Raw genomic sequence first — 21857 nt, 5'->3', positions numbered from 1 at the left:
GGGTGTGGTCGACGGCGAAGGGGAGGGCGTGGTCATCAGGCCGCCCCCCAGCCCCGCAGCACCGCCCGATGAGCCGCCGAGTAGTTCGCGTGACCCGTGGTGACGTACGAGTGCAGCCACTTCTGTGCGGCCTGCAGGTCCTGCGCCGACCGGTCCCACTCGTCGAGCTTCTCGACGAAGACCTCGCGGGCCTCGCCCTTCCACGACAGGACGACCGGTTCGGCGCGGTCGTAGAGGTCGTCGAGCTTGCCGTTGAGCTGCTTGAGGATGTCCTCCAGCTCGGCGGTGAGGTCGTGGAGCGTGGCGAAGGAGACGGTTATGTGGTCGTCGTCGGCGGAAGCCCCGGTCGACATGATCCCCCTGGATATCGGTCGGTTGGCAACTATGGCTGGGTGATGGGTACTTGGCGGCGGCCCGCGTTCGGAAGGATCAGAAGGATCAGAACGAGTCGAGGGTGCTGCGGGGTGGCGTCGGCGTATCGCCGCCCGTCGCCTCCATGTTGGGCGTGGACAGCTTGTCGACTTCGCTGCCGACGTTGACCTGGATCTTCCGCATGCGCTCCAGCACCTCGATGTCGTTCGCGGAGAAGCCGTCCCGGCTCATCCGGACAGCCTGCTCCAGCAGCTTCATCACTTCGCGGATGCGTACGGCGTCCTCGGTCGCCGCGCGGTGGAATTCGCGGTACGCCGTCGCCGCGGGGCCGCGCCAGCCGGCCTCGATGCGGTCGACGATCGCGTCCATGCGTCTGACCTGCTTGTCGAGGTGGTCCTGCATGTCGTCGAGGTCGCCGGCGAGTTTGGTGAGGTCGGAGGACGTCACGCGTAGGTCAGGACCGCCGCCTTGGGTCGTACCGGTTCCGGGCACTGCCATGCCGTATCTCCGCCCCCGTCGCGTCGGCATCACACGTCACTTGCTGTTGCAATAATCCTACGGTTCGCAGTGGCTTCGAAGCGAGGCCGTTCAGGGTCCCGCGATGTCCAACTCCGCCCAGACTGTCTTGCCGACGGTGAGCTTCTCCACGGCCCAACGGGCCGCCAGCGTACGGACGATGAGCAGGCCGCGGCCGAACTGGTCGTCGTGGGTGGACGTTTGGGGGTACGGCAGCCGTTCGCCCCTCGGGTCGGTGACCGCCACGCGCAGGGCGTTGCCGATGACGGACGTCTCCACGCGGAACAGGCGGTCGCGCAGGCATCCGTGCAGTAAGGCGTTCGTGCACAACTCGCTTGCCAGTAGCGCCGCGTCGCCAGCGGAGTGGGGGTGTCCCCAGGTGGTGGTGAGGTGGGCGACGTGTCTGCGGGCGCGGGCAACATTCACCAGGGCGCTGTGAACCGTGCCCCCCTCCGAGTTCGCCAAGTCCAGTCACAGCAGCGGTAACGGCGAATGCGTAGAAGTCGCCCGCAACATCCCCACCACCATCGCCGTCCGAGACTCCAAGCAAGGCAACGGACCCGTACTCCGGCTCACCCCCACCACCTGGGCCGTGTTCGCCGCGCACGTGGGTGCCGTCTAGCTCCGCTTCCACATCGGGGAGTGCGCTTCCCTCAGGTGCTCCGTGAAGGCGCTGATGACGATCGGGAAGAAGTCGGTGAACCGTTCGCCTGCCGACCCCCCTCCCATCCCGCCCCCGCCGAAGAACGCGTCCAACTGCTCCTCGGTGTGGAATACCGCGCGCGCCTCCGCGCACTCGGCGATCAGGCCCGGCAGCTGCCAGGGGCACCACGGGTGGGTGTCCGAGATGACCAGGTGGAGGCCCTCCTCCAACGTGGCGTCCTGCATGTCGTCGTCGACGGCGAGTCCGTCCTGGCCGAAGTAGTTCACCAGGAACTGGTTCAACCGGGGGAAACGCAGGGCGAGTTCACGGGCGGTCAGGGGTGTTCCGAAGAGCGCTTCCCGGTCGAACGGCGCCTTCCAGCGTTCCACATACGCGGCCACCGCCCGGTAGACCTCGGGTGTGCGGGCCGCCGACTCGGCCCTCGGGAAGTTCGTGAGGGAGGGGTGTCCGCCGGCCGGGTCGTGCCCGAACAGGTCGGCCGCCAGGCGGAGTTGCGCCGCGATCTCGTACAGGTTCCGGCCGCCCTCCTCCGAGGCGTTCCACAGTCCCCGGATCACCGGGAACAGGTCCCGCCGCCACGCTTCGGCGTCATCTGGGACGGGTTTGCCGTAGTCCCTGTAGTGCTTCAGCAGAGTTCGGGCGCCCTCAAGAGCGAAGTACTGCGCCAGGTCCCGGTCGTTCGCCGGCATCGCCGACTCAACTCCTCACCACGTGACCGTCGTACCAGAAAGTCGTACGACAAGCCGCCGTACGACAAAGGGACCCGCCGCTGGCATGCGGCAGGTCCCCGAAGAACGTGTCGGTGTGTCAGAGCGTCGCGAAGCCGTAGTTCAGGAGCTTCGTCGCGTCCGTCGCGCGCTGCGGGACGGAGGACGACGCGAGGACCGTGCCGATGACCGTCTTGCCGTTGCGGGTGGCGGCGAAGACGAGGCAGTACTTGGCCTCGGGGCCGGAGCCGGTCTTCACGCCGATCGTGCCGCTGTAGCTGCTGAGCAGGGTGTTCGTGTTGGTCCAGGCAGCCATCGTGCGGGTGGTGCCGGTCTTGGTGACCGTCTTGGCGGTGTACGACTTGGTCTTGACGACCGTCTTGAACGTGGAGTTCTTCATCACGTTGCTGGCGAGCTTCGTCAGGTCGCGCGGCGTCGAGTAGTTGTTGCCGTTGCCGATGCCGTCGAACGAGTCGAACTTCGTGTTCGTCAGGCCGAGCGTCTTCGCCGTCGAGTTCATCTTCGCGATGAACGACTTCACGCGCGCCGCCCGCGTCGAGCCCGTGCCGAACTTGTCGGCCAGGGCGTAGGCCGCGTCGCAACCCGACGGCAGCATCAGGCCGTAGAGGAGCTGGCGGACGGTGACCTTGTCGCCGACGATCAGGTGGGCCTGCGATGCGTTGTTGGCGACCACGTAGTCGCTGTACGCCTTCTGGATGGTGACCTTGGCGTCGAGGTTGAGGTTCGACTGCGAGAGCACGACCTTCGCGGTCATGATCTTCGTGGTGGAGCCCGTCGACCGCTTGGTGTCCGCGGCCTTCGTGTAGAGCGACTTGCCCGTGGCGTTGTTCATCACAAAACCGCCCGCCGCCACGATCGTCGGCTTGGTGACAGCCTGCGCGGGTGCCGCGGTCAGGGCGCCGGTCGCGAGCACGGCGCCTGCGGTCACGGTGACCGCGGCGGCTCTGCGGAAGCGGCTGCCCTTGATGCCGGTAATGGCAGTAATCAACTGAGGTACCCCGAATACGTTGAATGCCCCTGAGGAACGGCCCAGTTGGAGGGGGGAAAGGAAGGGCCGCACGTGTGTGACACGTAAGTAGCACAGAAGGTTGTGCGGTTGCTGCGCCGGGTTCCTCGAATGTGTGAAACGCCCCCGAGAACCGGCCGCGGAAACTCACGCCGTGGATGCAGCCCGTAGGTGCACCCCCGTAGACGCGCCCTCTGCGCCCTTTGGTTCCGTCCGCATCCTGGACGCGCTCCCTTATGCGTACGTGTTGTATCTATGCTGTCCACATGTCGTCCCCGTCCCTCGCCACCACCGGTTCCTCCCCGCTCGCCGTCAAGCAACCGCCCGCCGCCGACCGCGTCTACACCCACGTCAAGCAAGGTGTCCTGGACCGGCGTTACGAGGGCGGCACCCTTCTCACCGAGGGTGAGCTCGCCGAGGCCGTCGGGGTCTCCCGGACACCCGTGCGTGAAGCCCTGCTGCGCCTGGAGGTCGAGGGGCTGATCCGCCTCTACCCGAAGAAGGGCGCCCTCGTCCTGCCCGTCTCCTCGCAGGAGATCGCGGACGTGGTGGAGACCCGGATGCTCGTGGAGCAGCACGCGGTCCGTAAGGCCGTACCGGCGTCGCCGACGCTCATCGCCCGGCTCGAAGAGCTGCTCGCGCGGCAGAAGGAACAGGCCGCCGCCGGGGACCTGGCCGGCGCCGCCGTCACCGACCGCTGCTTCCACGCCGAGATCGTCCGCAGCGGCGGCAACGAGATCCTCTCCCGGCTCTACGACCAACTCCGCGACCGGCAGCTGCGGATGGGCGTCGCCATCATGCACTCGCACCCCGACCGCATCGCCAAGACGCTCACCGAGCACGCGGCGATCCTCGACGCGCTGCGCACCGGCGACGCCGAGGCGGCCGCCGGGATCGTGCACCAGCACGTCGACTGGTTCTCCCACCTGGCTCGGGGCGAGGTCCGATGAGTAGCGGTAGCAGTTCCAGTAGCAGTTCTGCTCTCTCGCTGCCCGGTGATCCGCCCGGTGGCCGGCGCGCCCTCGCCGTGTGGGGCATCGGCGTCTCGGTCTACTTCGTCGCCGTCATCTTCCGTACGTCCCTCGGTGTCGCCGGTCTCGACGCCGCCGAGCGTTTTCACGTGGGCGCCTCGGCCCTGTCCACCTTCTCGATCCTCCAACTGCTGGTCTACGCGGGCATGCAGATACCCGTCGGCCTGCTCGTCGACAGCCTCGGCACCAAGAAGGTGCTGACCATCGGCGCGATCCTGTTCACGGCCGGCCAGCTCGGCTTCGCCTTCTCCCCCTCCTACGGCACCGCCCTCGCCTCCCGCGCGCTGCTCGGCTGCGGCGACGCGATGACGTTCATCAGCGTGCTGCGGCTCGGCACCCGCTGGTTCCCGGCGCGACGCGGCCCGATGATCGCCCAGCTCGCGGGCCTCGCGGGAATGGCCGGAAATCTCGTCTCCACCCTGGTGATCGCCCGCCTGCTGCACGGCATCGGCTGGACGGCCGCCTTCGCGGGCAGCGCGCTCGCAGGCGTCGTAGTCCTCGTCCTTCTGCTGCTCTTCCTGAAGGACCACCCGGAGGGCCACGAGCCGGAGCCGTTCCCGCACCGGGGCGCGGCCTACGTCCGCCGTCAGATCGCCGCCTCCTGGCGCGAACCGGGGACCCGCCTCGGCCTGTGGGTGCACTTCACCACCCAGTTCCCGGCGATGGTGTTCCTGCTCCTGTGGGGCCTGCCGTTCCTGGTCCAGGCCCAGGGCCTGTCCCGGGCCACCGCCGGCGAACTCCTCACCCTCGTCGTGCTGTCCAACATGCTGGTCGGTCTGATCTACGGCCAGATCGTCGCCCGGCACCACACGGCGCGACTGCCGCTGGCGCTGGGCACGGTCGGCGCGACGGCGCTCGTGTGGGCGGTCACGCTGCTCTACCCCGGCGACCACGCGCCGATGTGGCTGCTGATCGTGCTCTGCACGGTGCTCGGTTCCTGCGGGCCCGCCTCGATGCTCGGCTTCGACTTCGCCCGCCCGGCGAATCCGCCGGAGCGTCAGGGCACCGCCTCCGGAATCACCAACATGGGTGGTTTCACGGCCTCGATGACGACCCTGTTCGCGGTCGGTGTGCTGCTCGACGCGACCGGCGACAACTACTCGATCGCCTTCTCGGTGATCTTCCTGCTCCAGGCGGTCGGCGTCAGCCAGATCCTGCGGCTACGGCGCAGGGCGGCCCGCCGCGAGCGCGAGCGGCTGGTGGCGAGCCGGGTGGAGACGGTGCACGTGCCGGCGTGAGCCGTGCCCTGTACAGGGATCACCCGTGCCCTACACAGGGATCAGGGTCAGATAGGCGATGCCCAGCACGCCCCGGTAGCTCATCCACTCGGCCCGGTGCCCGTCGAGGCGTGCGCGGGTCTTGCCGGCCAGCGGATGGTCGCCGTGGCCGGAGAGCCACACCTCCAAGTCCGCCTGGTACCCGGACTCGAACTCCTCCCACTCGTCCGGGTTCGCCGTCTCGATCCACTCGGGACGGAACCCGGCCGCCACCGCGAGGTCGACGAGCGTCGCCAGGTCGTAGTGCTCGTCGGCGGAGGCCCCGGCCCACATCCCGGACAGCTCGGTCGGCGTCGGAGTGCGCTCCCAGAAGCCCTCACTCAGCAGCACGCGCCCGCCGTCGGAGACCAGTCGGCGCAGCGCGCGCAGGGCGTCCGCGGTGTGCCCGGGAGGCTCCTCGGTGCTGAGGGCGTGGCTCGCGCCCAGACACAGGACGAGATCGGCCGGCCCGCGCACCGTCCCCGCGGCCGACTCCTCGACGAACGCCACCCGTTCCGCGAGCCCCCGCGCCTCGGCGTTGCGACGCCCGCGGCTCAGATCCCGCCCGTTCAGGTCGACTCCGGTGGCCTGCGCCTCCGGTACGGCGGCCAGGACCCGCAGCATCAACTCGCCCCAGCCGCAGCCGAGGTCCAGCACGGTGCGCGGCGCCGCAGCGGTCAGCCGCCGCACGATCCGGGCCGCGCGCTCCTCGGAGAGGGGGCCGTGGAAGGTGAGCCGGGTGAGGCGGGGCGGACCGTCTGCTCCCGCTTCGGTGGTCGTGAGTTCGCCGCTGTCGGACATGTGGCGGACGCTAGCCGCCGACGGCCGGTCACCGACAGCGAATTCCCGGACGACCGGGCACCGGCACAGCCCTGCTGCCGGAGCGCTCTGCTGCCGGACCGCCCTACTTCGTGACCGTGAAGTTCCGCAGGATCGAAGCCGCCAGCTCCGGATCGCCGTCCGCCTTGACGCGGTCCGTCACCGAGTCGAGAGGGACCCGGCCGCAGGCCAGCTTGACGTACGTCTCCCAGTCGAGGATCAGGGTGGCGGCGGGGCCGAGCGCGGGGGCCGTTTCGAGGCTGCCGCGGCCCTGGATGTCGACGCGGATCGTACGGAGGAACTCGATCGGACCGTGCACGTCGAAGACGACCGCCGAACTGCGCGGTGCGCCCGACTCGTCGGCCACTATCCGCGGGAGCGCGGCGAGCAGCACGTCACGGGTGATGTGCGCGCCGGGTGAGTCGAGGTTTCCGGGGCGGCCGAGGGCGGCGCGCAGGTCCTGCTCGTGCACCCACACGTTGAACGCGTGGTTCCGCATGGACTCTTCGAGCGTGACCTCGGTGCTGACATGGCCGCGCACCTTCGTGCCGGGGTCGCGCGACTCGTTCCGCAGCTGGCGGTTGCGGCGGATGATCGTGTACTCCAGCTCCGACGTCATCTCCGGCGCCGTGTGGTGGCGTCGTACGTCGACCTGCATCTCCATGTACCGCTGGTGCTCGTTGGTGACGTGGTAGAGGTCGCGGGGGAGCGTGTGGATGGGGCGGGGGTCGCCGAGCATCTCGTTGTCCAGCCCGATGACATGGGAGACCACGTCACGCACCGACCAGCCGGGGCACGGCGTTCGTCGGTTCCACTCTCCCTCCACGAGCGGGTTCACCAGCTCGGATATCGCTTCGATGGAGTGGGTCCAGGCGTCGGCGTAGGGCTGGAGAGTGGGATGCAGACTCACGGAACGGGACCCCTCGGCGGTCGGTACAGGTCGGGTGGCGGGCGGCGTTGCCAGCGGGAGGTGGCTGTCGGCGGGTGTCTTGAAACGCTAAGTTACGCTGCTGTGAGGCACCCCGGCAGTGCTTTCGTGTGACGATCGTAGGCCCGTGTGAACGGCTCGAATGCCAGGACGGTGGTAGTGTGCGCGCCTCTCTCATCCAGATCGCCGTAGAAGAGGGCGAATCGGTCGATTCTCGCCGGGGTCGGATGGCGTCCCTCGTCCGCGAGCAGGCGGGTGCCGATCTCGTCGTCCTGCCGGAGCTGTGGACCACGGGCGCGTTCGCCTACGAACAGTTCGACAGCGAGGCCGAGCCGCTGGAGGGGCCGACCCACGAGGCGATGGCCAAGGCGGCGAGCGACGCGGGCGTGTGGCTGCACGCGGGCTCGATCCCCGAACGAGCCCCTGAGGGCCCCCTCTACAACACGTCCCTCGTCTTCTCCCCCTCCGGTGAGCTGGCCGCCGCCTACCGCAAGATCCACCGCTTCGGCTTCGACAAGGGCGAGGCCGTCCTGATGGGCGCGGGCAGCGAGCTGGTGACGGTCCGTCTGCCCACGACGACCATCGGTCTTGCCACCTGCTACGATCTCCGTTTCCCCGAACTCTTCCGCGGCCTCGTCGACGCCGGCGCCGAGACCCTGGTCCTCTCGGCGGGCTGGCCCGAGCGCCGCCGCTCCCACTGGACGCTGCTGGCCAAGGCCCGCGCGGTCGAGAACCAGTCGTTCGTCCTCGCATGTGGAACGGCCGGTACGCACGCCGGAGTTCCCCAGGCCGGTCACTCGATCGTGGTCGATCCCTGGGGCGAGGTCCTCGCGGAGGCGGGCGCCGGGGAGGAGGTCCTCACGGTGGAGTTCGACCCGGCGAGGGTGGCCGTGACCCGGGAACAGTTCCCGGCACTGAAGGACCGGGTGCTGGGGCTGGAGCGTCCAGGGCGCGCGCGTTGAGCGGCAGAACCGGGCGGCCCCTGGCCGCACTCGGACGCGTCTTCCTGGCCCTGGACCGCGGCTTGGGCGGAGCGAACCCGCCGACCGCACCCCAGGTGTTCGCCGCCCGGTACCCGGCGGGCTGCGCCACGGTTGCCGGGTTGCTCGTCGCAATACCCGTCGGCCTGGTCTTCTCGGCGTTCCGGGCGGTCCTGGTCGGCGCGTGCGCGTGGCTGCTCTTCTGGGCGTTCCTGCGCGTCGAACGCCGCCGCCAGGCCCACTACGCCCGCATCGGATACGACACCGTGCCACGCGACTCCTGGTCGACCGCCCGTCCCCGGGTCGTACTCGCCACCATGCTCGCCGCGTGGGGCCCCGTGACAGTGTTCATCTGGCTCGTGGGCAGGACGGACGTCGACCCCTACAGCTGGACGGCCAGCGCGATCTTCGGCGCACTGGCCGTCGCAGGCGGCTACGTCGGGGGCCGCCTGAAGATACGACGCCGGGCCCGCGCAGCCGCCGACCAGGACAGGTCCTAGTCCTCCCGCTCCTTCTCCGCGAGGTGGATCACGCACACCGCCACCGCGATCAGCAGTGCCGAGTCCGCGTCCTCCCGGACGATGTCGACGCCGTACGTCTCCCGGATGTGCAGCCAGCGCCGGGAGATCTGGGCGAGCAGCTCCCCGTCGTAGTCGACGCCGAACTCGCGGTCCAGGATCTTGCCGCTGACGTCGAGTTCGGTGCCGTCGACCAGGGACACCTTGTAGTGGTTGCGCAGCAGCGAGAACCGCTTGCGCCTGATGGTCGCGAGGGGCTCGCCGTCCCGTTCGATGACCATCGTGTCGCGCAGGGCGAGCATCTTCTTGTGGATGTCGATGAGCACGCGCCCGTGCGTGTCCTTCAACTCGAAGGTGTCCCTGATGCGCATGGCCTTGCCGTCGACCAGGAACACCTTGTTGCCGTTCTGGTCCTCGATCCAGTAATCCTCACCGAAGCCGAGGATCCGATCGCGTACGAGGAATCTCATGCCGTTACGGCTTCCCCGGCAGCCGGTCCGAAACGCCGCCGCTAGGCCGACGGGCTCAATCCGGTCTCCCGCCGCAGCCGCGCCCGCAGGTTCGCACCGGTCCCGAGACCGCACTTCGCGGCCACCACGTCGAGCCGCTCCTCCCCGCGCTCGATCAACCGGCACGCCAATGCCACCCGCTCCCCGGTCAGCCAGGCGAGCGGCGTCGTCCCGAGCTGCGCCCTGAACCGCCGGTGCAGGGTCGCGGGGGAGACGGCCGCGCGGGCGGCCAGCTCGGCCACCGCCAACGGCTCCCCCAGCCGCTCCTGAGCCCACGCGAGCAGCGGCGCGAGCGACTCGTCGGGCACATCCGGCAACGGCCGCTCTACGAACTGCCGCTGCCCGCCGTCCCGATGGGCCGCGAAGACGAGCCTCCGGGACACCGCGTTGGCGATCTCGGCACCGTGGTCCCGCCGTATGACATGCAGCCCGAGGTCGAGCGCGGCGCTGCCGGAGGCGGTGATTCCCTGTCAAGTTCTACTTGTTGAACAGGGAGGGAAGACGCCGGGCAGGGCGACGGTCAGGGTGAGACTCAGCTCACCGCTTGGGGAGCAGGGAGTTGAGTCGCGTGAACAGCTGGTCGGCTCGCGAGATCGTCGCCGCGTCAATGCGCGGGGCGAGCGTGGCCTGCTCGCGGAGGAGAACCGCCGCCGGCTTGTAGTGGTTGAACCGTGTGGTGATCTTCCGCTTCTTGAACACCGCCTCGATCTGCCGAACGACGCGAGGGTCCTTGGCGTTGAGTTCGGAGGCACTGATCGGTTTTGTGAGCAGGGAGGCGTAGGCCCGGTTGACGAGTTCGAGGTAGAAGTCGCGATCGAAGAGGTCCTCGACATCTGCGTCGTTCGTGCCGGTGAACTCGCTGATCTCGACGAGGCCGTTCTTGGCGAGCTGGTCGTTGTCCCGGAGACGCTGGACAGCCCCGACGTCCTTGGTGCTCGAGTCGACGAGGACGGCGACGTTCAGCTTGTTCGCGCCCAGGAGCGTCACGAAGGTGGACAGCTTGCCGGAGCCGCCGATAGGTGTCTTGACCCAGCGCGGGTCGAGTCCGGTGGACCCGTTTGCCTCGGCGACGTCCGTGAGGACATCGAGGTAGATCAGGTCGCTCGGGCCTTCGAGGAGCAGGGTGTGCTCGCCCACGAACAGCGTCTGGGTCATCTCGACGCCCATCGCAGTCAGCAGCGGGAAGGCGGTGTCCTCGTCGGCCTTGAAGATCTCCGAGGAGACCTTCGCGCCACCGCGCTCCATGTCGACGACTGTCCGGACCCTCTGAAGGTGGTCGGGGTCGACCATGAACGGCGAGTGGGTGGTGTAGAGGACCTGGTGCTTGGGAGCCAGGCGCTCGTCGATCAGCCGGAGCAGGTCTTCCTGGGCCCGGCCGTGCAGGGACAGCCCCGGCTCGTCCAGAAGGAGGATCAGGTCCGTGGTGCCCGCCGCCTCCACCTCGTTGAAGTAGGCGAGGAAGCTGAAGAACCAGACGAACCCGCGGGACCGATCATCGAAGGGCACCGACGCGCGGTGCCGGCGGTTGAAGACACGGACTTGAAGGATCGGCCCCTCGTTGAGGGGCGGCAGGGCCCCAGGCTCGGGAGTCAGGACCTCCAGGCGTACTTCCAGCTCGGTGTTCTGGGACCAGTACTCGAAGACCTCGTCCGAGATGACGTTGCCCGAGTTCTCCAGCTCACGGATCAGTCGTTCGTGCTGGTCTGAGTCCTGGAACTCCTCCGGTGAGACGCCAGCGATGTCCAGCAGGCTCAGCAGCGCCCGCTCGCCGCGGGTGATGTCCCCCGACGCTCGCCGCTGGATCAGGTCGGGGAGCGCGACCTTGCCCGGCATCGTGTCGTAGTCCGCGAAGTAGACGAACTTCGGCATGGATGGGCTGGCGTACTGGTCGATCAGGTGACACCCGAGGCTGCTGCGGCGCCAGTCTCGGATGCGATCGGCCAGCTCGGTCGCGCCGGACGGCGGCTCGTCCAGCCCGTCGAGGGCGTCGAGGAGGTCCGCGATGGTCCTTGCGCCGCCGATGGCCTTGGCGGCCGCGGCCGGGAGGTCCAGGGCGGAACGCAGGTGGTCGACGACCGCGGCCTCGTTGTAGGAGAACGTGAAGTTCTTGGAGGTGTCCCGGTAGCCGATGACGACGTCGAACTCGGGGCTCCTCATGGCCTTCGGGCCGAGCTCCTCCTCAATGGCCTTCATCTCGGTGTCGTCGAAGCGGAAGGTCGCCCGGACCACGGGGATCTTCTTACCGGCCGGGAGCTGCTTGCGCTCGCGGGTCTTGCGGGCGGGAAAGTCGATCACCTCGTCGAAGGCGGCGGGCTCCACGGGGTTGACCCGGAAGAGCGCCTGGAGAAGGGTCGTCTTGCCCGACTCGTTCTTGCCGACGAGGCAGGTGACGTCCTTCTCGACATCGAATATGTCGGAGTCCTCGACTGACCGGTAGTCGGTGATGTGTGCTCTGACCAGCTGCACTTTGCCTGGAGTCCTTCCTCGGATTCTGCGAGGAGGCCCGGCGTGCCATGTCGAGAGGCAATGATCACAACAGCGTGACACTACGTGCCTTCGATGTTGTGTTCGAGGTATGTTCCAGACGCCAATCAGGAGTGACCCCGGTGCCCGTCGACCTCGACGCCGCCGGGGTCCTCTTTTGAGCTAGATCTGAGGATATCCCGCGGCACTGACAATCCCTCACGAATTGATCGCTGGGGCCGGGTTGGACGGCTGAGCCGGTGCGGCGGGCAGGCCACATGGTGCAAGCGGCGGCCTGCCCGAACGGGAGCGGCAGGCCGCCTAGACCATGATCAGCTCTCTGTGTCCTCTCCCGCATCCTCGATCGCGTCGCCCGCGACCTCAGAGATTTCGTCGATCAGGTCGCCAAGTTCCTCGACCGCCTCGTGCGCCAACAGGCCGATGCCGATCTTGAGGAGAATTCGACGAAGAATCTTTCCCTTCGCGCTCCTGGCCGCGTTCGACCCATCGTTAACGTTACTTTCGCCGGATGTGGAACTCATGTCGCGCCCCTCCTTGCAAGCAGTGTTGCCTTGAGAGACGGAAGGGGCAGGAAAACCTCACTGAGTAAAGAGAAGGTGCCCCCAGCCCTTATGGCTGAGGGGCACCCCCTAAGTTCCATCACTGTCACATAGAGAGCCGTCGACTCCCAATTCCCCCAATAGCAGCACTTAGACGAGCGACTCCACTCGTCCATGTGCCAATGTGACAGGGACGGACGGTTTCACTTGTTCCTAGCCTGTCAGCAAGCTGACAAGCCAGCTAACAAGAGCCGCGAACAAGAATGCGACCGCGACCGTGTGGAACCCGCGCACCCTGTAGGCGATTGCGGGTCCGCGATTCTTCACAGGTGTTCACCTCCCTTCTGTCCTTTGAGGCGCTAGCGCGCCGTGGTTCGGTGGAGTGCCAAGAAACGCATCGACATAGTCGATGGCGTCGGGGTCTCCAAGCCGTGCTGCGGTGCGCCACCAGCGCCCAGCCGACTCGTCGTCCCCGATGAGTTCCAGAAGTTCTGCCGCGCGGCGTGCGCTCGCCGCGTGCCTGACTCCTTCCTCTCGGTATCGGTCGAGGACCGTGTGATCCCCTCCCGAGACAGCTACTGCTTCTTCTCTCTCGCTCAGGCCCCGACCGGAGTCCGGTTCGGCAGCCCGAAGGCTGCCGAACCGACCTGCGGCCGAACTGTCCGAAGCATCGCCTGCGGGAAAGATCTCGTCCCGCAGTTGCTGCTTTTCAGCGTCGTTCATGCTCCAGACGAGGGCCTGAGCATCTCGGCGCAGCATGGCCTCGATACTCAATTACGCCCTCCTGTACTCGATTCCCTGCTGGATGAGAGCCTCACGAAGACGTCTCAGAGCCAGGCTGTGCATGTTGTGCACGGTCCTCGCACCGATCCCGAGCTCGTCCGCGATTTCCTTCGGGGACATACCGTCGTAGTAGCGGAGCCAGATAATCTGGCGCTGCCGACGGGGCAGTTTCTTGATCTCGGGACGAAGCAGGTCACGGAGGCCGTGAACATATTCCGCAGATTCTCGCGGATCGGGGATGTTGTCCTCGATCTCAGAGAATCTGTAACGCCCTTTGACCCGGTAATGGTCGAACAGGACACGTTGTGCAACTGCGAAGGCGTAGGGTTCAATTCTTTCGACGTCCACGCCCCGCTTTTCCATTGCGAGAAACCTCGCGATGGCTTCCTGTGCTAGTTGCGCTGCGACTTCGAGGTCTGCCTCCCCTCGTCGCATATAAAAGTGGATCACGTAGAAGTTTTCGATCAGCCATTCGCTGATGGTCGGCTTCTCATCCACCGGCGGCATCCCAGGTGGAATTCCGTTTGGGACCCTCCCGAAGGAGGGGCTTGCGCCGGGGCGGTCGGCGAGCGGCTTCGTTCACTGCCGGTGGCCGCCCCGGGTGGTTGGATCGGGCCAGCATTTCGGTGGCGTCCCTCTCCGCGAGCTTGCCGTCCTGTGACGGCGGGAGGAGACGTGCGCGTCATCCACTCCTGTGGAGTGTGACGACGGAGGGCCCGGGAACCTCACACTGCTGGAACAAGATTCTTTTCAGCCCTGTGCGAGTAGACCTGTCAGGAGCGGCTCTCCGACAGAGTTGCCTGGTGACAGGGCACTTGAGTCCCATCGGCCTTTCTCGGCTGTGCTCAGTGACCCGGTGGACGGGGCTGGGAGGGCAGGAGACGGACGACGGGGCCAGGAGCTGCCAGTTGCTGGCGTAGCTGACGGTTTTCCAAGGTCAGCTGGTTGACGATCCTGACGAGGGCCATTGCCCTCGCTGCCGCCCTCGTCTCCTTCACCGACCGCTGGAGCCCCCGCATCGTCACCACCGTCAACGACTACGACGTACGCGTCGCGAAGGTCGAGGGCGAACACCTCTGGCACACCCACGACCACACCGACGAGTTCTTCCTGGTCCTGGACGGCGAACTGCACATCGCGCTCCGCGAGCCGGCGGGCTCGGGTGAACGCACGGTCGTCCTCCCCAAGGGCTCCGTCTTCACGGTCCCGCGCGGCACGGAACACAAGCCCTACGCCCCCGTCCCGTCCGAGATCCTCGTCCTCGAACCGACGGGCACGTCAACGGTCGGCGACCAGCATGAGGCCGTACCGGACCATGTGGACGCGACGACGGGTCACGCCCTGAACTGACCCTTCAGCGCGGTGAGTAGGGCGTTCAGGGCGGTGGGGGTGGGTGAGAGGAGGGTGGCGGGTTCATCGCTCTCGCGGAGGTGGAGGGTGGTGGGGGTAGTGGCTATCTCCAGGCAGTTGGTGTCGTCGTCTCCTCCTGAGAACGACGATTTCTGCCAGCGGAGAGTCTGAGACACGGCATACCTTTCACAGTTGCTGAGCGATACGGCGGATGAAGTCGAGGGACGCCTCTGACGGGAGGGCGGCACCTTCGACTCGTTCAAGGCGGGCTCGGTAGCGGTTCAGTTGGGCGGGGGCATCGATGAACTCGGCGCCGTGCGTTGTGTCGATCTGCGCGGTGTCCAGTCGAGGGACCACCCCGCCAACGTACTGCAGAGGAAATCCCGCACCAGCGAAGCCGTCGGCCACGAACGGGATGACGCAAATCGTGACGTTCGCCTGCTCGGATGCTTGGAGAAGGTGCTCCAACTGGGCGCGGGTGACTTTGGGTCCGCCGACGCGCATTCGTAGCGCGGCCTCGTGGATGATCACGTCATACGGTGTTCCGGTCCTGAGTACCTGCTGGCGTCGTATCCGGAAGGCGATGCGAGCCTCGCGGTCATCCTCGGGAAGATGCGGCTGCGCGAATACCGAGGCGCTGCGCACATGGTCCTCGGTCTGCAGGATCCCCGGAATGTGTACAACCTCGAACGTGCGGACGTACGACGCGTGGTGCTCCAACTCGGCGAGATCCAGAGCCTGGAGAGGCACCACGCCCCGGAATTCCTCCCACCAGCCCTTGTCCCGCTCGTTGGCCATGTCGACCAGTGCGTCGATGACCCGGGCGTCATCGCAGGCGTAGTGCTCGGCGAGCCTTCGCAGCCGCTCCTCGCTGATGCCGTGCTTCCCCGACTCGATGTTGCTGATCTGCGCCTGGTTCGTCCCCAGCCAGGCCGCGACGTCACGGGATACCAGCCCCGCCGCCTCGCGCAACCTGCGCAGCTCTGCGCCAAGGCGTACCTGACGTGCGGTGGGGATGACCCTCGGCGGCATGACATCTCCTCAGTTCCACTGACCCGGTTGCGGCGTTGCAAATATACCGAGTACCTTCGTGACGTACTCACGGAGGGTGCCCAAGCGGTCACCCATCAGCAACTCCCGCACGCCCACCCCCCGTTGGAAGCGCCACCCCGACCGTCGACACCGGGGCGCCGGACAGCAACGAGCCCGGGCTCGCGTAAACCCCCCTCACTCCACCGGAGTTGATGCCCCATGCCCTCGTACACCCTGATCTGCCCACCCCTCGACACCTCCCCCCCACATCGCCCGCGACTTCGTCGCCACCGTCCTGCGCACGCTGGAGCTGGACCGCGCCCTGGTCGACGACGCGATCCTCTGCACCTCGGAACTCGTCACCAACGCGTGCGTCCACGCGAAGGGCGGTGACGGCACGGTGCTGTGGCTGGCGGTGGAAGAGGGGCGGCTGCGGGTCGTGGTGTACGACGGGGACGAGAACCCGCCGGTGATAAGGGAGTTGACGGCAGAACCGGGTGAGCGAAGCGGCGGCCGAGGTCTGTACCTGGTTGACGCCGTCACGGAGGGGCGCTGGGGGCACGGCCCGGACATCCCGTACGGCGGGCAACCGCACCCGGAGGCCAAAGGGGTGTGGTTCGACCTTCCCGCGGACTTGCCCGCAGATCTGCCCACAGACCCGCCCGTACGACGCCCGGCGGCACCATGAGTGGCGCGCCGTTGACGTCCGACCAGCAGCGGCAACTCGAAACGGCGGTTGTCGTCCTGGGCCTCGTCGGGCCGATGGTGGACGACGACGTACCTCTGACGGCCGAGGAACTCCGCTGGGCCGCCGGCCGCTTGGTCGATTCCCTGGCGAACGTCCTCGGGATCGTCGTCGGCCAGGGCCGTACACAGCCCAAGCCCGGCAGGGAAGATCGGAGCAACGCCCCCGCTCTCCGGATCACCCACCCCTAGGATGGCGCGCATGGCAATCGAAGGCGCGCAGACGCCCCCGGACGTTGTGGAGGACGTGTTCGAGGGACACGCCACGGACATCGAGGTCGAGGACGTCGGCGAGGACACCACCAGGATCCAGCGGCCGTGGAACCCGGACCAGATCCGGGTGAACACCAGCCAGTTCTCCCTGCGTAACATCCTCGACCAGATCGACGAGAAGTCCATCGAACTCGCTCCGGACTTCCAGCGGTTGCAGGTCTGGCACTCTGGCCAGAAGTCCCTGTTGGTCGAGTCCCTGCTGCTGCAGATCCCGCTGCCCGCGTTCTACTTCGCCGAGGACGTGGACGGGTCGTTCCGGGTTGTCGACGGCCTTCAGCGGTTGTCCACGCTGCACGCATTCGTGCGGGGCGGCGCGGAGGACGGCTTTGCCCTCGGGAAGCTGGAGCACCTAGATGACCTGAGGGACCTGCGCTTCAGCGATCTCCCCTTGCCGTTCCAGCGGCGGATCAACAACACCCAGCTGATCGTCAACGTGATCGACCCGACGACACCGCGCGGGGTCACGTACGAGATCTTCAAGCGGATCAACACCGGCGGGACTCCGCTCAACGGCCAGGAGATCCGGCACTGCATGAGCAGTCGGCGCAGCCGGGACACCCTGCACCGGATGACCCACACGGACGCCTTCGCCAGGGCCACCGGAGGCCGCCTGACCGACCACATCCGGATGAACGACCGGGAGATGGCGCTGCGGTTCGCCGCCTTCTGGCTGAAGGGTGTCTCGGCCTATCACGAGCGGCCGGTGATGGAGATGTTCCTGATGGACACCACGGAGATGCTGGACGATCCGACGAGGGTTCCGGATGGGCAGGTGGCCGAGTTGGAGTCTGCCTTCGAGCAGGCGATGTCCCACGCCTACCTCGTCTTCGGCGAGCACGCCTTCCGTAAATGGCCGGAGGGGGACGACTACCGTCGTCCGATCAACCGAGCCCTGTTCGAGAGCTGGTCCATGGCCCTGGCCGACCCTGACCACACGACCGCTGAACTGCGCGCGCGTCGCGACGCGATCGTGAAGGCCGCCCGCGAGCGGATGACCGTCGACGTCAACTACCTCAACGCCATCACCTCCTCCACCGCCGACCGCTACCGGGTGGACTACCGCTTCAAGGCCGCCGTGACCGACGTGGGAGCCGGCCGTTGATCACCTCCCTGGAGATCCGGGGCTTCAAGCGGTTCGAGTCGGAGTCGTTCGGCCTGCGTCCTCTCACCGTCCTGACGGGAGTCAACGGCGGTGGCAAGAGCACCCTGATCCAGTCCCTGCTGCTGGCGAGACTGGCAGGTGGGGCGGGCATCGCGGCAGGCGGCACGGTCCGCCTGAACGGGCCGCTCGGGCTGGCCCTCGGAGAGGCCCGGGACGTACTGAACTGGACGGCCGACACACGGGAGATCACCATCCGGCTGGGCGGCCCGGACGGGGAATCATGGGTGTACGTCTTCGGCCTTCCCGACGCCGAGCAGGCGCTGCACCTCGACGTACGGCGGCTGCCGGTGGCGCACGTGCCCGGCATTGGTCCGAGCGTCGTGGACCCCGCATTCACCTATCTGTGCGCCGAACGCCTGGGCCCACGGGACACGCTGGCTGTGTCGGCCGAGGAACCCGACCGGATCGGCGTGGGGGTACGGGGCGAGTTCACCGCACAGGTGCTGGCGCTGCGTGAGTCACGTGTGGTCAGCACCCGCGAGGAGGTCCGGGGCTCGCTGCGCCACCCGGACGTCGCCGCTTCGCAGTTGAGGGCCCAGGCCGAGGCGTGGGCCTCGGAGATCATCCGCCCGTTGCGGATCACCGCCCGGGTCGCCGTGGGCATCATGGCCGGGACGATCCGCTTCGGCGAGACCGGCCGCTTCGGCGAGGAGATCCGCCCTGCCAACACCGGCTTCGGCGTCTCCTACGCCCTGCCCGTCATCGTCGCTGGTCTGCTCACCGAGCCGGGCGACCTGCTGATCGTGGAGAACCCGGAGGCTCATCTGCACCCGGCGGGACAGTCCCGGCTGGGCCGCTTCCTCGCGCGTGTGGCGGGCAGCGGGGTGCAGGTACTCGTGGAGACGCACAGTGACCACGTCCTCAACGGCGCCCGGCTCGCTGTAGCGCAGGATAGCTCGCTCTCCGCGAAGGACATGGTCACGCACTACTTCGACCACGACCGCACCCTGCCCATCAGTATCAACGACAAGGGCGAGCTCAGCCATTGGCCGAGCGGCTTCTTCGACCAGATCGAGACCGACCTGGGGAGGCTCGCCCGTGCTCGGCGTGACAGGTGATGCCACGGCTGACGACGACTACCGTGTCGTTGTCAGCGAGGAGTGCTTCGACTGGCGGGAGCTGACGGACTCCGATCTCCAGGACGCCCTCGACCTGCTCGCGGAGTTATTGGAGCCGTTGGCGGACGGCCGCACGGCAGCTCTCATGGAACCCGCGTACGAAACCGAGTGCCGCCCGTCCGTCGCGCTGTTCAACGTCCTCTACTCACCGGATGGCGGGCTGCCCCGCGACAAGAGGGTCCGTCTGCAGAAGCTGCTGGGCAAGTGCAAGCGCGTGGAACCCGACGAGGCGGACGTGCCCCAGCCGGTCCGCGTGGCCGACGGCCCCTGGCGCGAGCCCTCCTGGGGCACGGCACACGCCTTGGCCAGGGCGGCGGAAGGCCGGGCCATGTCCTGCCTCCTCGCGCCGTACGCCAAGGAACCCGACTGGCCGTCCGGCTGGGTCACCGTCACGCGAACGATGGAGACGGGCCACGATGAGGTGAAGGCACACATCCTACGGAGGTCGGAGGACGCGCCGGGTTTCTGGCGAGGCCTGTTCACCCACGAACCCGTCCCGGCCGAGCGCTTCTTCACCTTCACCGAGGACGCCTTCCCCCGGCTGCTCTTCGCCGACTCCCTGCGCCTGCACCACTTCAAGGGCTCCTACGCCGAGGTCCTGCCCTGGCTGGTTGACCTCCTCGGCGCGCTCAACGACCACTTCACCCAGACACTGGCGGACTGCGGCGGCGACCTGAGCCAGGTCATGCGCAGGTTCGACGCACTTGGTCTGGACATCTCCCCCGAAAGCGCGAACACGAAGAAGAACGCGAAGGCATGGGAGCAACGCAACGTCGACCACGACGGCGACACCTACCGGTGCGACTGGCACGGCAAACGCCTCTATGACCGCGACCGCGTGCACTTCTCCCTGCCGATCCCCGAGCGGGACGGCCGGATACTCGTCGGGATCTTCGTGGGGCATCTCGCGACGTGATGGTCCGGCGAGGTGACTGTCAGTGGCGGGTGGCACTCTTGATCCATGACCGATGCATCCCCGGCCCCGACTCCCCGACGAGCCCGCGTCCGCGCCCCCCAACTGACCGGCAAGGGTGGTTGGCTGAACACGGGTGAGAAGCAGTACACCCTCGCCGACCTGCGTGGACGCATCGTCATCCTGGATTTCTGGACCTTCTGCTGCATCAACTGCCTGCATGTCCTCGACGAACTCCGTGAGCTGGAGGAGAAGCACCGGGACACGGTGGTGATCATCGGGGTGCACTCGCCGAAGTTCGTGCACGAGGCCGAGCACCAGGCGGTCGTCGACGCGGTCGAGCGGTACGGCGTCGAGCATCCGGTGCTGGACGACCCGGAGTTGGCCACCTGGAAGCAGTACGCGGTCCGCGCCTGGCCGACGCTCGTCGTGATCGACCCGGAGGGGTACGTCGTCGCGCAGCACGCGGGCGAGGGGCACGCGCACGCCATCGAGCGGCTGGTGGCGGAGCTGGAGACCGAGCACACGGCGAAGGGCACGCTCCGGCGCGGGGACGGACCGTATGTGCCGCCCGAGCCCGAGCCCACCGTGCTCCGCTTCCCCGGCAAGGCGATCGCGCTGCCCGGCGGTACCTTCCTGGTCAGCGACACCACCCGGCACCAGCTGGTCGAGCTGGCCGCGGACGGGGAGGGCGTCGTACGGCGGATCGGGTCCGGGGCGCGCGGGTTCGGTGACGGTACGGCCGACTCCGCGAGCTTCAACGAGCCTCAGGGGCTCGCGCTCCTCGACGACGGCTCCGTCGTCGTCGCCGACACCGTGAACCACGCCCTCCGACGGCTCGACCTCACCACCGGCGCCGTGACCACCCTCGCCGGTACCGGCCGTCAGTGGATGCAGGGCGAACCCACCTCGGGCCCCGCCCGCGAGGTCAGCCTCTCGTCCCCCTGGGACGTGGCCTGGTGGCGGGGCAAGGTGTGGATCGCCATGGCCGGTGTGCATCAACTCTGGGCCTACGACCCCGCCGGGGACCCCACCGAAGCCACCGTCGCCGTCACCGCCGGCACCACCAACGAAGGGCTCGTCGACGGGCCCGGCGCCGAGGCCTGGTTCGCGCAGCCCTCCGGGCTCGCCGCGACCGCCGACCGGCTGTGGCTGGCCGACTCCGAGACGTCCGCCCTGCGCTGGGTGGACCTCGGCGGGGCCGTGCACACCGCCGTCGGCACCGGTCTCTTCGACTTCGGGCATCGTGACGGAGCGGCCGAACAGGCGCTGCTCCAGCACCCGTTGGGCGTCACCGCGCTCCCCGACGGCTCGGTCGCGATCAGCGACACGTACAACCACGCCCTGCGCCGCTACGACCCCGCGACCGGCGAAGTCACCACGCTGGCAACGGACTTGCGGGAGCCGAGCGACGCCGTGCTCGTCGGTGACGACATCCTGGTCGTCGAGTCGGCCCGGCACCGGCTGACCCGGCTGCGGCTGCCGGAAGAGGCGGTGCGGGTCGAGTCCGTCGCCCATCGCACCCAGCGCGCGGCCACCGAAGTCGCCCCCGGCGAGCTGGAGTTGGACGTCATTTTCCGGGCCCCGGCCGGGCAGAAGCTCGACACGCGTTACGGCCCCTCGACCCGCCTCCTCGTCTCCGCGACCCCGCCCGAGCTGCTCCTCGGCGGCGAGGGAGCGGGCACGGACCTGAACCGCACCCTGACCCTCGACCCGGCCGTAACGGAAGGCGTGTTGCACGTATCGGCGATGGCCGCGTCCTGCGACGACGACCCCTCCAACGAGTACCCCGCCTGCCATGTCCACCAGCAGGACTGGGGCGTGCCAGTCCGCCTCACCGAGGGCGGGGCGGACCGTCTCCCCCTCGTGCTGGCCGGCATGGACGACCGAGACGACCAGGACGCCTGAAACGGGGGATCAGCGGCAAGGGCCTAGCGGCGGCGCGGGCGCGGGGCCAGCTTGTAGACGGCCATCCCCGCCGCCACCAGCGTGGTCGCCGCCACCATCATCGCCATGCTGTTCAGCCACAGGCCCGTCGCGGCCAGGGTGGCGCCACCGGCGCCGGTCGTGCCGGCGCCGACAACTCGTCCGTACATGAATATTTCTCCTTGAGTGATGTGAGACGTGAGGGT

27 protein-coding genes and 1 pseudogene are annotated in these 21857 nt (G+C 67.9%); 12 read left to right on the top strand and 16 right to left on the bottom strand.

Going from position 1 to position 21857, the window contains the following annotated elements:
* Positions 1-35 precede the first annotated feature (35 nt).
* The 3 genes from AB0I69_RS07520 to AB0I69_RS07510 all read right to left on the bottom strand — a co-directional run bounded on the left by AB0I69_RS07520 (position 36) and on the right by AB0I69_RS07510 (position 1314).
* A complete protein-coding gene (locus tag AB0I69_RS07520) occupies positions 36-353 on the bottom strand; it encodes a WXG100 family type VII secretion target (RefSeq protein ID WP_363094626.1) in 318 nt (105 codons plus the stop codon).
* Positions 354-438: 85 nt separating this feature from the next.
* On the bottom strand, positions 439-870 hold the full coding sequence (locus tag AB0I69_RS07515) for a WXG100 family type VII secretion target (RefSeq protein WP_363094625.1): 432 nt from the start codon (positions 868-870) through the stop codon (positions 439-441).
* A 90-nt stretch (positions 871-960) separates the two neighbouring features.
* Complete coding sequence (locus AB0I69_RS07510; RefSeq protein WP_363094624.1) at positions 961-1314, bottom strand: ATP-binding protein; 354 nt, start codon at positions 1312-1314, stop codon at positions 961-963.
* Between the two features lie 16 nt (positions 1315-1330).
* Between AB0I69_RS07510 and AB0I69_RS07505 the strand changes: the two genes are divergently transcribed.
* The gene (locus AB0I69_RS07505; protein WP_363094623.1) at positions 1331-1510 is read left to right on the top strand and encodes a DUF397 domain-containing protein; all 180 of its coding nucleotides are present in this window, start codon (positions 1331-1333) and stop codon (positions 1508-1510) included.
* On the opposite strand, the gene AB0I69_RS07500 is transcribed toward AB0I69_RS07505, so the two are convergent.
* Together AB0I69_RS07500 and AB0I69_RS07495 are read right to left on the bottom strand one after the other, a co-directional pair.
* Complete coding sequence (locus tag AB0I69_RS07500) at positions 1507-2241, bottom strand: hypothetical protein (protein ID WP_363094622.1); 735 nt, start codon at positions 2239-2241, stop codon at positions 1507-1509. The two genes, AB0I69_RS07505 and AB0I69_RS07500, sit on opposite strands and share 4 nt — an antisense overlap.
* A gap of 118 nt (positions 2242-2359) precedes the next feature.
* Complete coding sequence (locus AB0I69_RS07495) at positions 2360-3268, bottom strand: serine hydrolase (RefSeq protein WP_363094621.1); 909 nt, start codon at positions 3266-3268, stop codon at positions 2360-2362.
* Positions 3269-3552: 284 nt separating this feature from the next.
* Between AB0I69_RS07495 and AB0I69_RS07490 the strand changes: the two genes are divergently transcribed.
* Positions 3553-4236 carry a GntR family transcriptional regulator gene (locus AB0I69_RS07490; RefSeq protein ID WP_363094620.1) on the top strand — a complete coding sequence of 228 codons (684 nt, stop codon included), beginning with the start codon at positions 3553-3555 and terminating at the stop codon, positions 4234-4236.
* On the top strand, positions 4233-5555 hold the full coding sequence (locus AB0I69_RS07485; RefSeq protein WP_363094619.1) for an MFS transporter: 1323 nt from the start codon (positions 4233-4235) through the stop codon (positions 5553-5555). Before AB0I69_RS07490 ends, AB0I69_RS07485 begins: the two co-directional genes overlap by 4 nt.
* Before the next feature lie 30 nt (positions 5556-5585).
* Here the strand turns inward: AB0I69_RS07485 and AB0I69_RS07480 are convergent, their stop codons facing one another.
* Together AB0I69_RS07480 and AB0I69_RS07475 are read right to left on the bottom strand one after the other, a co-directional pair.
* Positions 5586-6374: a class I SAM-dependent methyltransferase gene (locus tag AB0I69_RS07480; RefSeq protein ID WP_363094618.1), complete on the bottom strand. Its 789-nt coding sequence runs from the start codon at positions 6372-6374 to the stop codon at positions 5586-5588.
* A gap of 103 nt (positions 6375-6477) precedes the next feature.
* On the bottom strand, positions 6478-7302 hold the full coding sequence (locus AB0I69_RS07475; protein WP_363094617.1) for a maleylpyruvate isomerase family mycothiol-dependent enzyme: 825 nt from the start codon (positions 7300-7302) through the stop codon (positions 6478-6480).
* Between the two features lie 179 nt (positions 7303-7481).
* Between AB0I69_RS07475 and AB0I69_RS07470 the strand changes: the two genes are divergently transcribed.
* Positions 7482-8282 carry a carbon-nitrogen family hydrolase gene (locus AB0I69_RS07470; RefSeq protein WP_363094616.1) on the top strand — a complete coding sequence of 267 codons (801 nt, stop codon included), beginning with the start codon at positions 7482-7484 and terminating at the stop codon, positions 8280-8282.
* Positions 8279-8800: a hypothetical protein gene (locus tag AB0I69_RS07465; protein WP_363094615.1), complete on the top strand. Its 522-nt coding sequence runs from the start codon at positions 8279-8281 to the stop codon at positions 8798-8800. Before AB0I69_RS07470 ends, AB0I69_RS07465 begins: the two co-directional genes overlap by 4 nt.
* On the opposite strand, the gene AB0I69_RS07460 is transcribed toward AB0I69_RS07465, so the two are convergent.
* From AB0I69_RS07460 to AB0I69_RS07435, 6 genes and pseudogenes are all read right to left on the bottom strand, one after another.
* Positions 8797-9288, bottom strand: coding sequence for an LURP-one-related family protein (locus AB0I69_RS07460; protein WP_363094614.1), 492 nt, complete (start codon positions 9286-9288; stop codon positions 8797-8799). The two genes, AB0I69_RS07465 and AB0I69_RS07460, sit on opposite strands and share 4 nt — an antisense overlap.
* Positions 9289-9329: 41 nt before the next feature.
* Positions 9330-9791: pseudogene (locus AB0I69_RS07455) on the bottom strand (helix-turn-helix domain-containing protein); the annotation flags it as partial.
* Positions 9792-9864: 73 nt separating this feature from the next.
* On the bottom strand, positions 9865-11793 hold the full coding sequence (locus AB0I69_RS07450) for an AAA family ATPase (protein WP_363094613.1): 1929 nt from the start codon (positions 11791-11793) through the stop codon (positions 9865-9867).
* A gap of 329 nt (positions 11794-12122) precedes the next feature.
* Complete coding sequence (locus tag AB0I69_RS07445) at positions 12123-12332, bottom strand: hypothetical protein (protein WP_317770537.1); 210 nt, start codon at positions 12330-12332, stop codon at positions 12123-12125.
* Between the two features lie 351 nt (positions 12333-12683).
* Positions 12684-13124 carry a hypothetical protein gene (locus tag AB0I69_RS07440; RefSeq protein WP_363094612.1) on the bottom strand — a complete coding sequence of 147 codons (441 nt, stop codon included), beginning with the start codon at positions 13122-13124 and terminating at the stop codon, positions 12684-12686.
* A complete protein-coding gene (locus AB0I69_RS07435) occupies positions 13125-13631 on the bottom strand; it encodes a sigma-70 family RNA polymerase sigma factor (protein ID WP_363094611.1) in 507 nt (168 codons plus the stop codon).
* Between the two features lie 453 nt (positions 13632-14084).
* Here AB0I69_RS07435 and AB0I69_RS07430 point away from each other — a divergent pair, with 453 nt between their 5' ends.
* Positions 14085-14483, top strand: a complete 399-nt coding sequence (locus AB0I69_RS07430) for a cupin domain-containing protein (protein WP_363095025.1) — start codon at positions 14085-14087, stop codon at positions 14481-14483.
* Here the strand turns inward: AB0I69_RS07430 and AB0I69_RS07425 are convergent.
* Both AB0I69_RS07425 and AB0I69_RS07420 read right to left on the bottom strand, forming a co-directional pair.
* Positions 14468-14659 carry a DUF397 domain-containing protein gene (locus tag AB0I69_RS07425; RefSeq protein ID WP_363094610.1) on the bottom strand — a complete coding sequence of 64 codons (192 nt, stop codon included), beginning with the start codon at positions 14657-14659 and terminating at the stop codon, positions 14468-14470. The genes AB0I69_RS07430 and AB0I69_RS07425 overlap by 16 nt on opposite strands.
* A gap of 10 nt (positions 14660-14669) precedes the next feature.
* Positions 14670-15515: a helix-turn-helix transcriptional regulator gene (locus AB0I69_RS07420; RefSeq protein WP_363094609.1), complete on the bottom strand. Its 846-nt coding sequence runs from the start codon at positions 15513-15515 to the stop codon at positions 14670-14672.
* Positions 15516-15783: 268 nt separating this feature from the next.
* Between AB0I69_RS07420 and AB0I69_RS07415 the strand changes: the two genes are divergently transcribed.
* From AB0I69_RS07415 to AB0I69_RS07390, 6 genes are read left to right on the top strand one after another with little or no spacing between them, the layout of a single operon-like run.
* Entirely contained in the window at positions 15784-16203 is a 420-nt protein-coding gene (locus tag AB0I69_RS07415) for an ATP-binding protein (protein ID WP_363095024.1), read from the top strand.
* Positions 16200-16451 carry a hypothetical protein gene (locus tag AB0I69_RS07410; protein WP_363094608.1) on the top strand — a complete coding sequence of 84 codons (252 nt, stop codon included), beginning with the start codon at positions 16200-16202 and terminating at the stop codon, positions 16449-16451. The genes AB0I69_RS07415 and AB0I69_RS07410 overlap by 4 nt, the downstream gene beginning before the upstream one ends.
* 10 nt (positions 16452-16461) lie before the next feature.
* Positions 16462-17634 carry a DUF262 domain-containing protein gene (locus AB0I69_RS07405; protein ID WP_363094607.1) on the top strand — a complete coding sequence of 391 codons (1173 nt, stop codon included), beginning with the start codon at positions 16462-16464 and terminating at the stop codon, positions 17632-17634.
* Complete coding sequence (locus tag AB0I69_RS07400; protein WP_363094606.1) at positions 17631-18752, top strand: DUF3696 domain-containing protein; 1122 nt, start codon at positions 17631-17633, stop codon at positions 18750-18752. The genes AB0I69_RS07405 and AB0I69_RS07400 overlap by 4 nt, the downstream gene beginning before the upstream one ends.
* A complete protein-coding gene (locus AB0I69_RS07395; RefSeq protein ID WP_363094605.1) occupies positions 18733-19728 on the top strand; it encodes a hypothetical protein in 996 nt (331 codons plus the stop codon). Before AB0I69_RS07400 ends, AB0I69_RS07395 begins: the two co-directional genes overlap by 20 nt.
* Positions 19729-19773: 45 nt before the next feature.
* A complete protein-coding gene (locus tag AB0I69_RS07390; RefSeq protein WP_363094604.1) occupies positions 19774-21633 on the top strand; it encodes a thioredoxin-like domain-containing protein in 1860 nt (619 codons plus the stop codon).
* 23 nt (positions 21634-21656) lie between these two features.
* Here the strand turns inward: AB0I69_RS07390 and AB0I69_RS07385 are convergent, their stop codons facing one another.
* Entirely contained in the window at positions 21657-21821 is a 165-nt protein-coding gene (locus AB0I69_RS07385; RefSeq protein WP_363094603.1) for a hypothetical protein, read from the bottom strand.
* Between the last annotated feature and the right edge of the window lie 36 nt (positions 21822-21857).

The sequence above is a fragment of the Streptomyces sp. NPDC050508 genome (assembly GCF_040655155.1).
In the GTDB taxonomy this organism is placed as follows: domain Bacteria; phylum Actinomycetota; class Actinomycetes; order Streptomycetales; family Streptomycetaceae; genus Streptomyces.
Note: the sequence above shows the minus strand (reverse complement) of the source record. Positions and strands in the feature narration are given on the sequence as shown.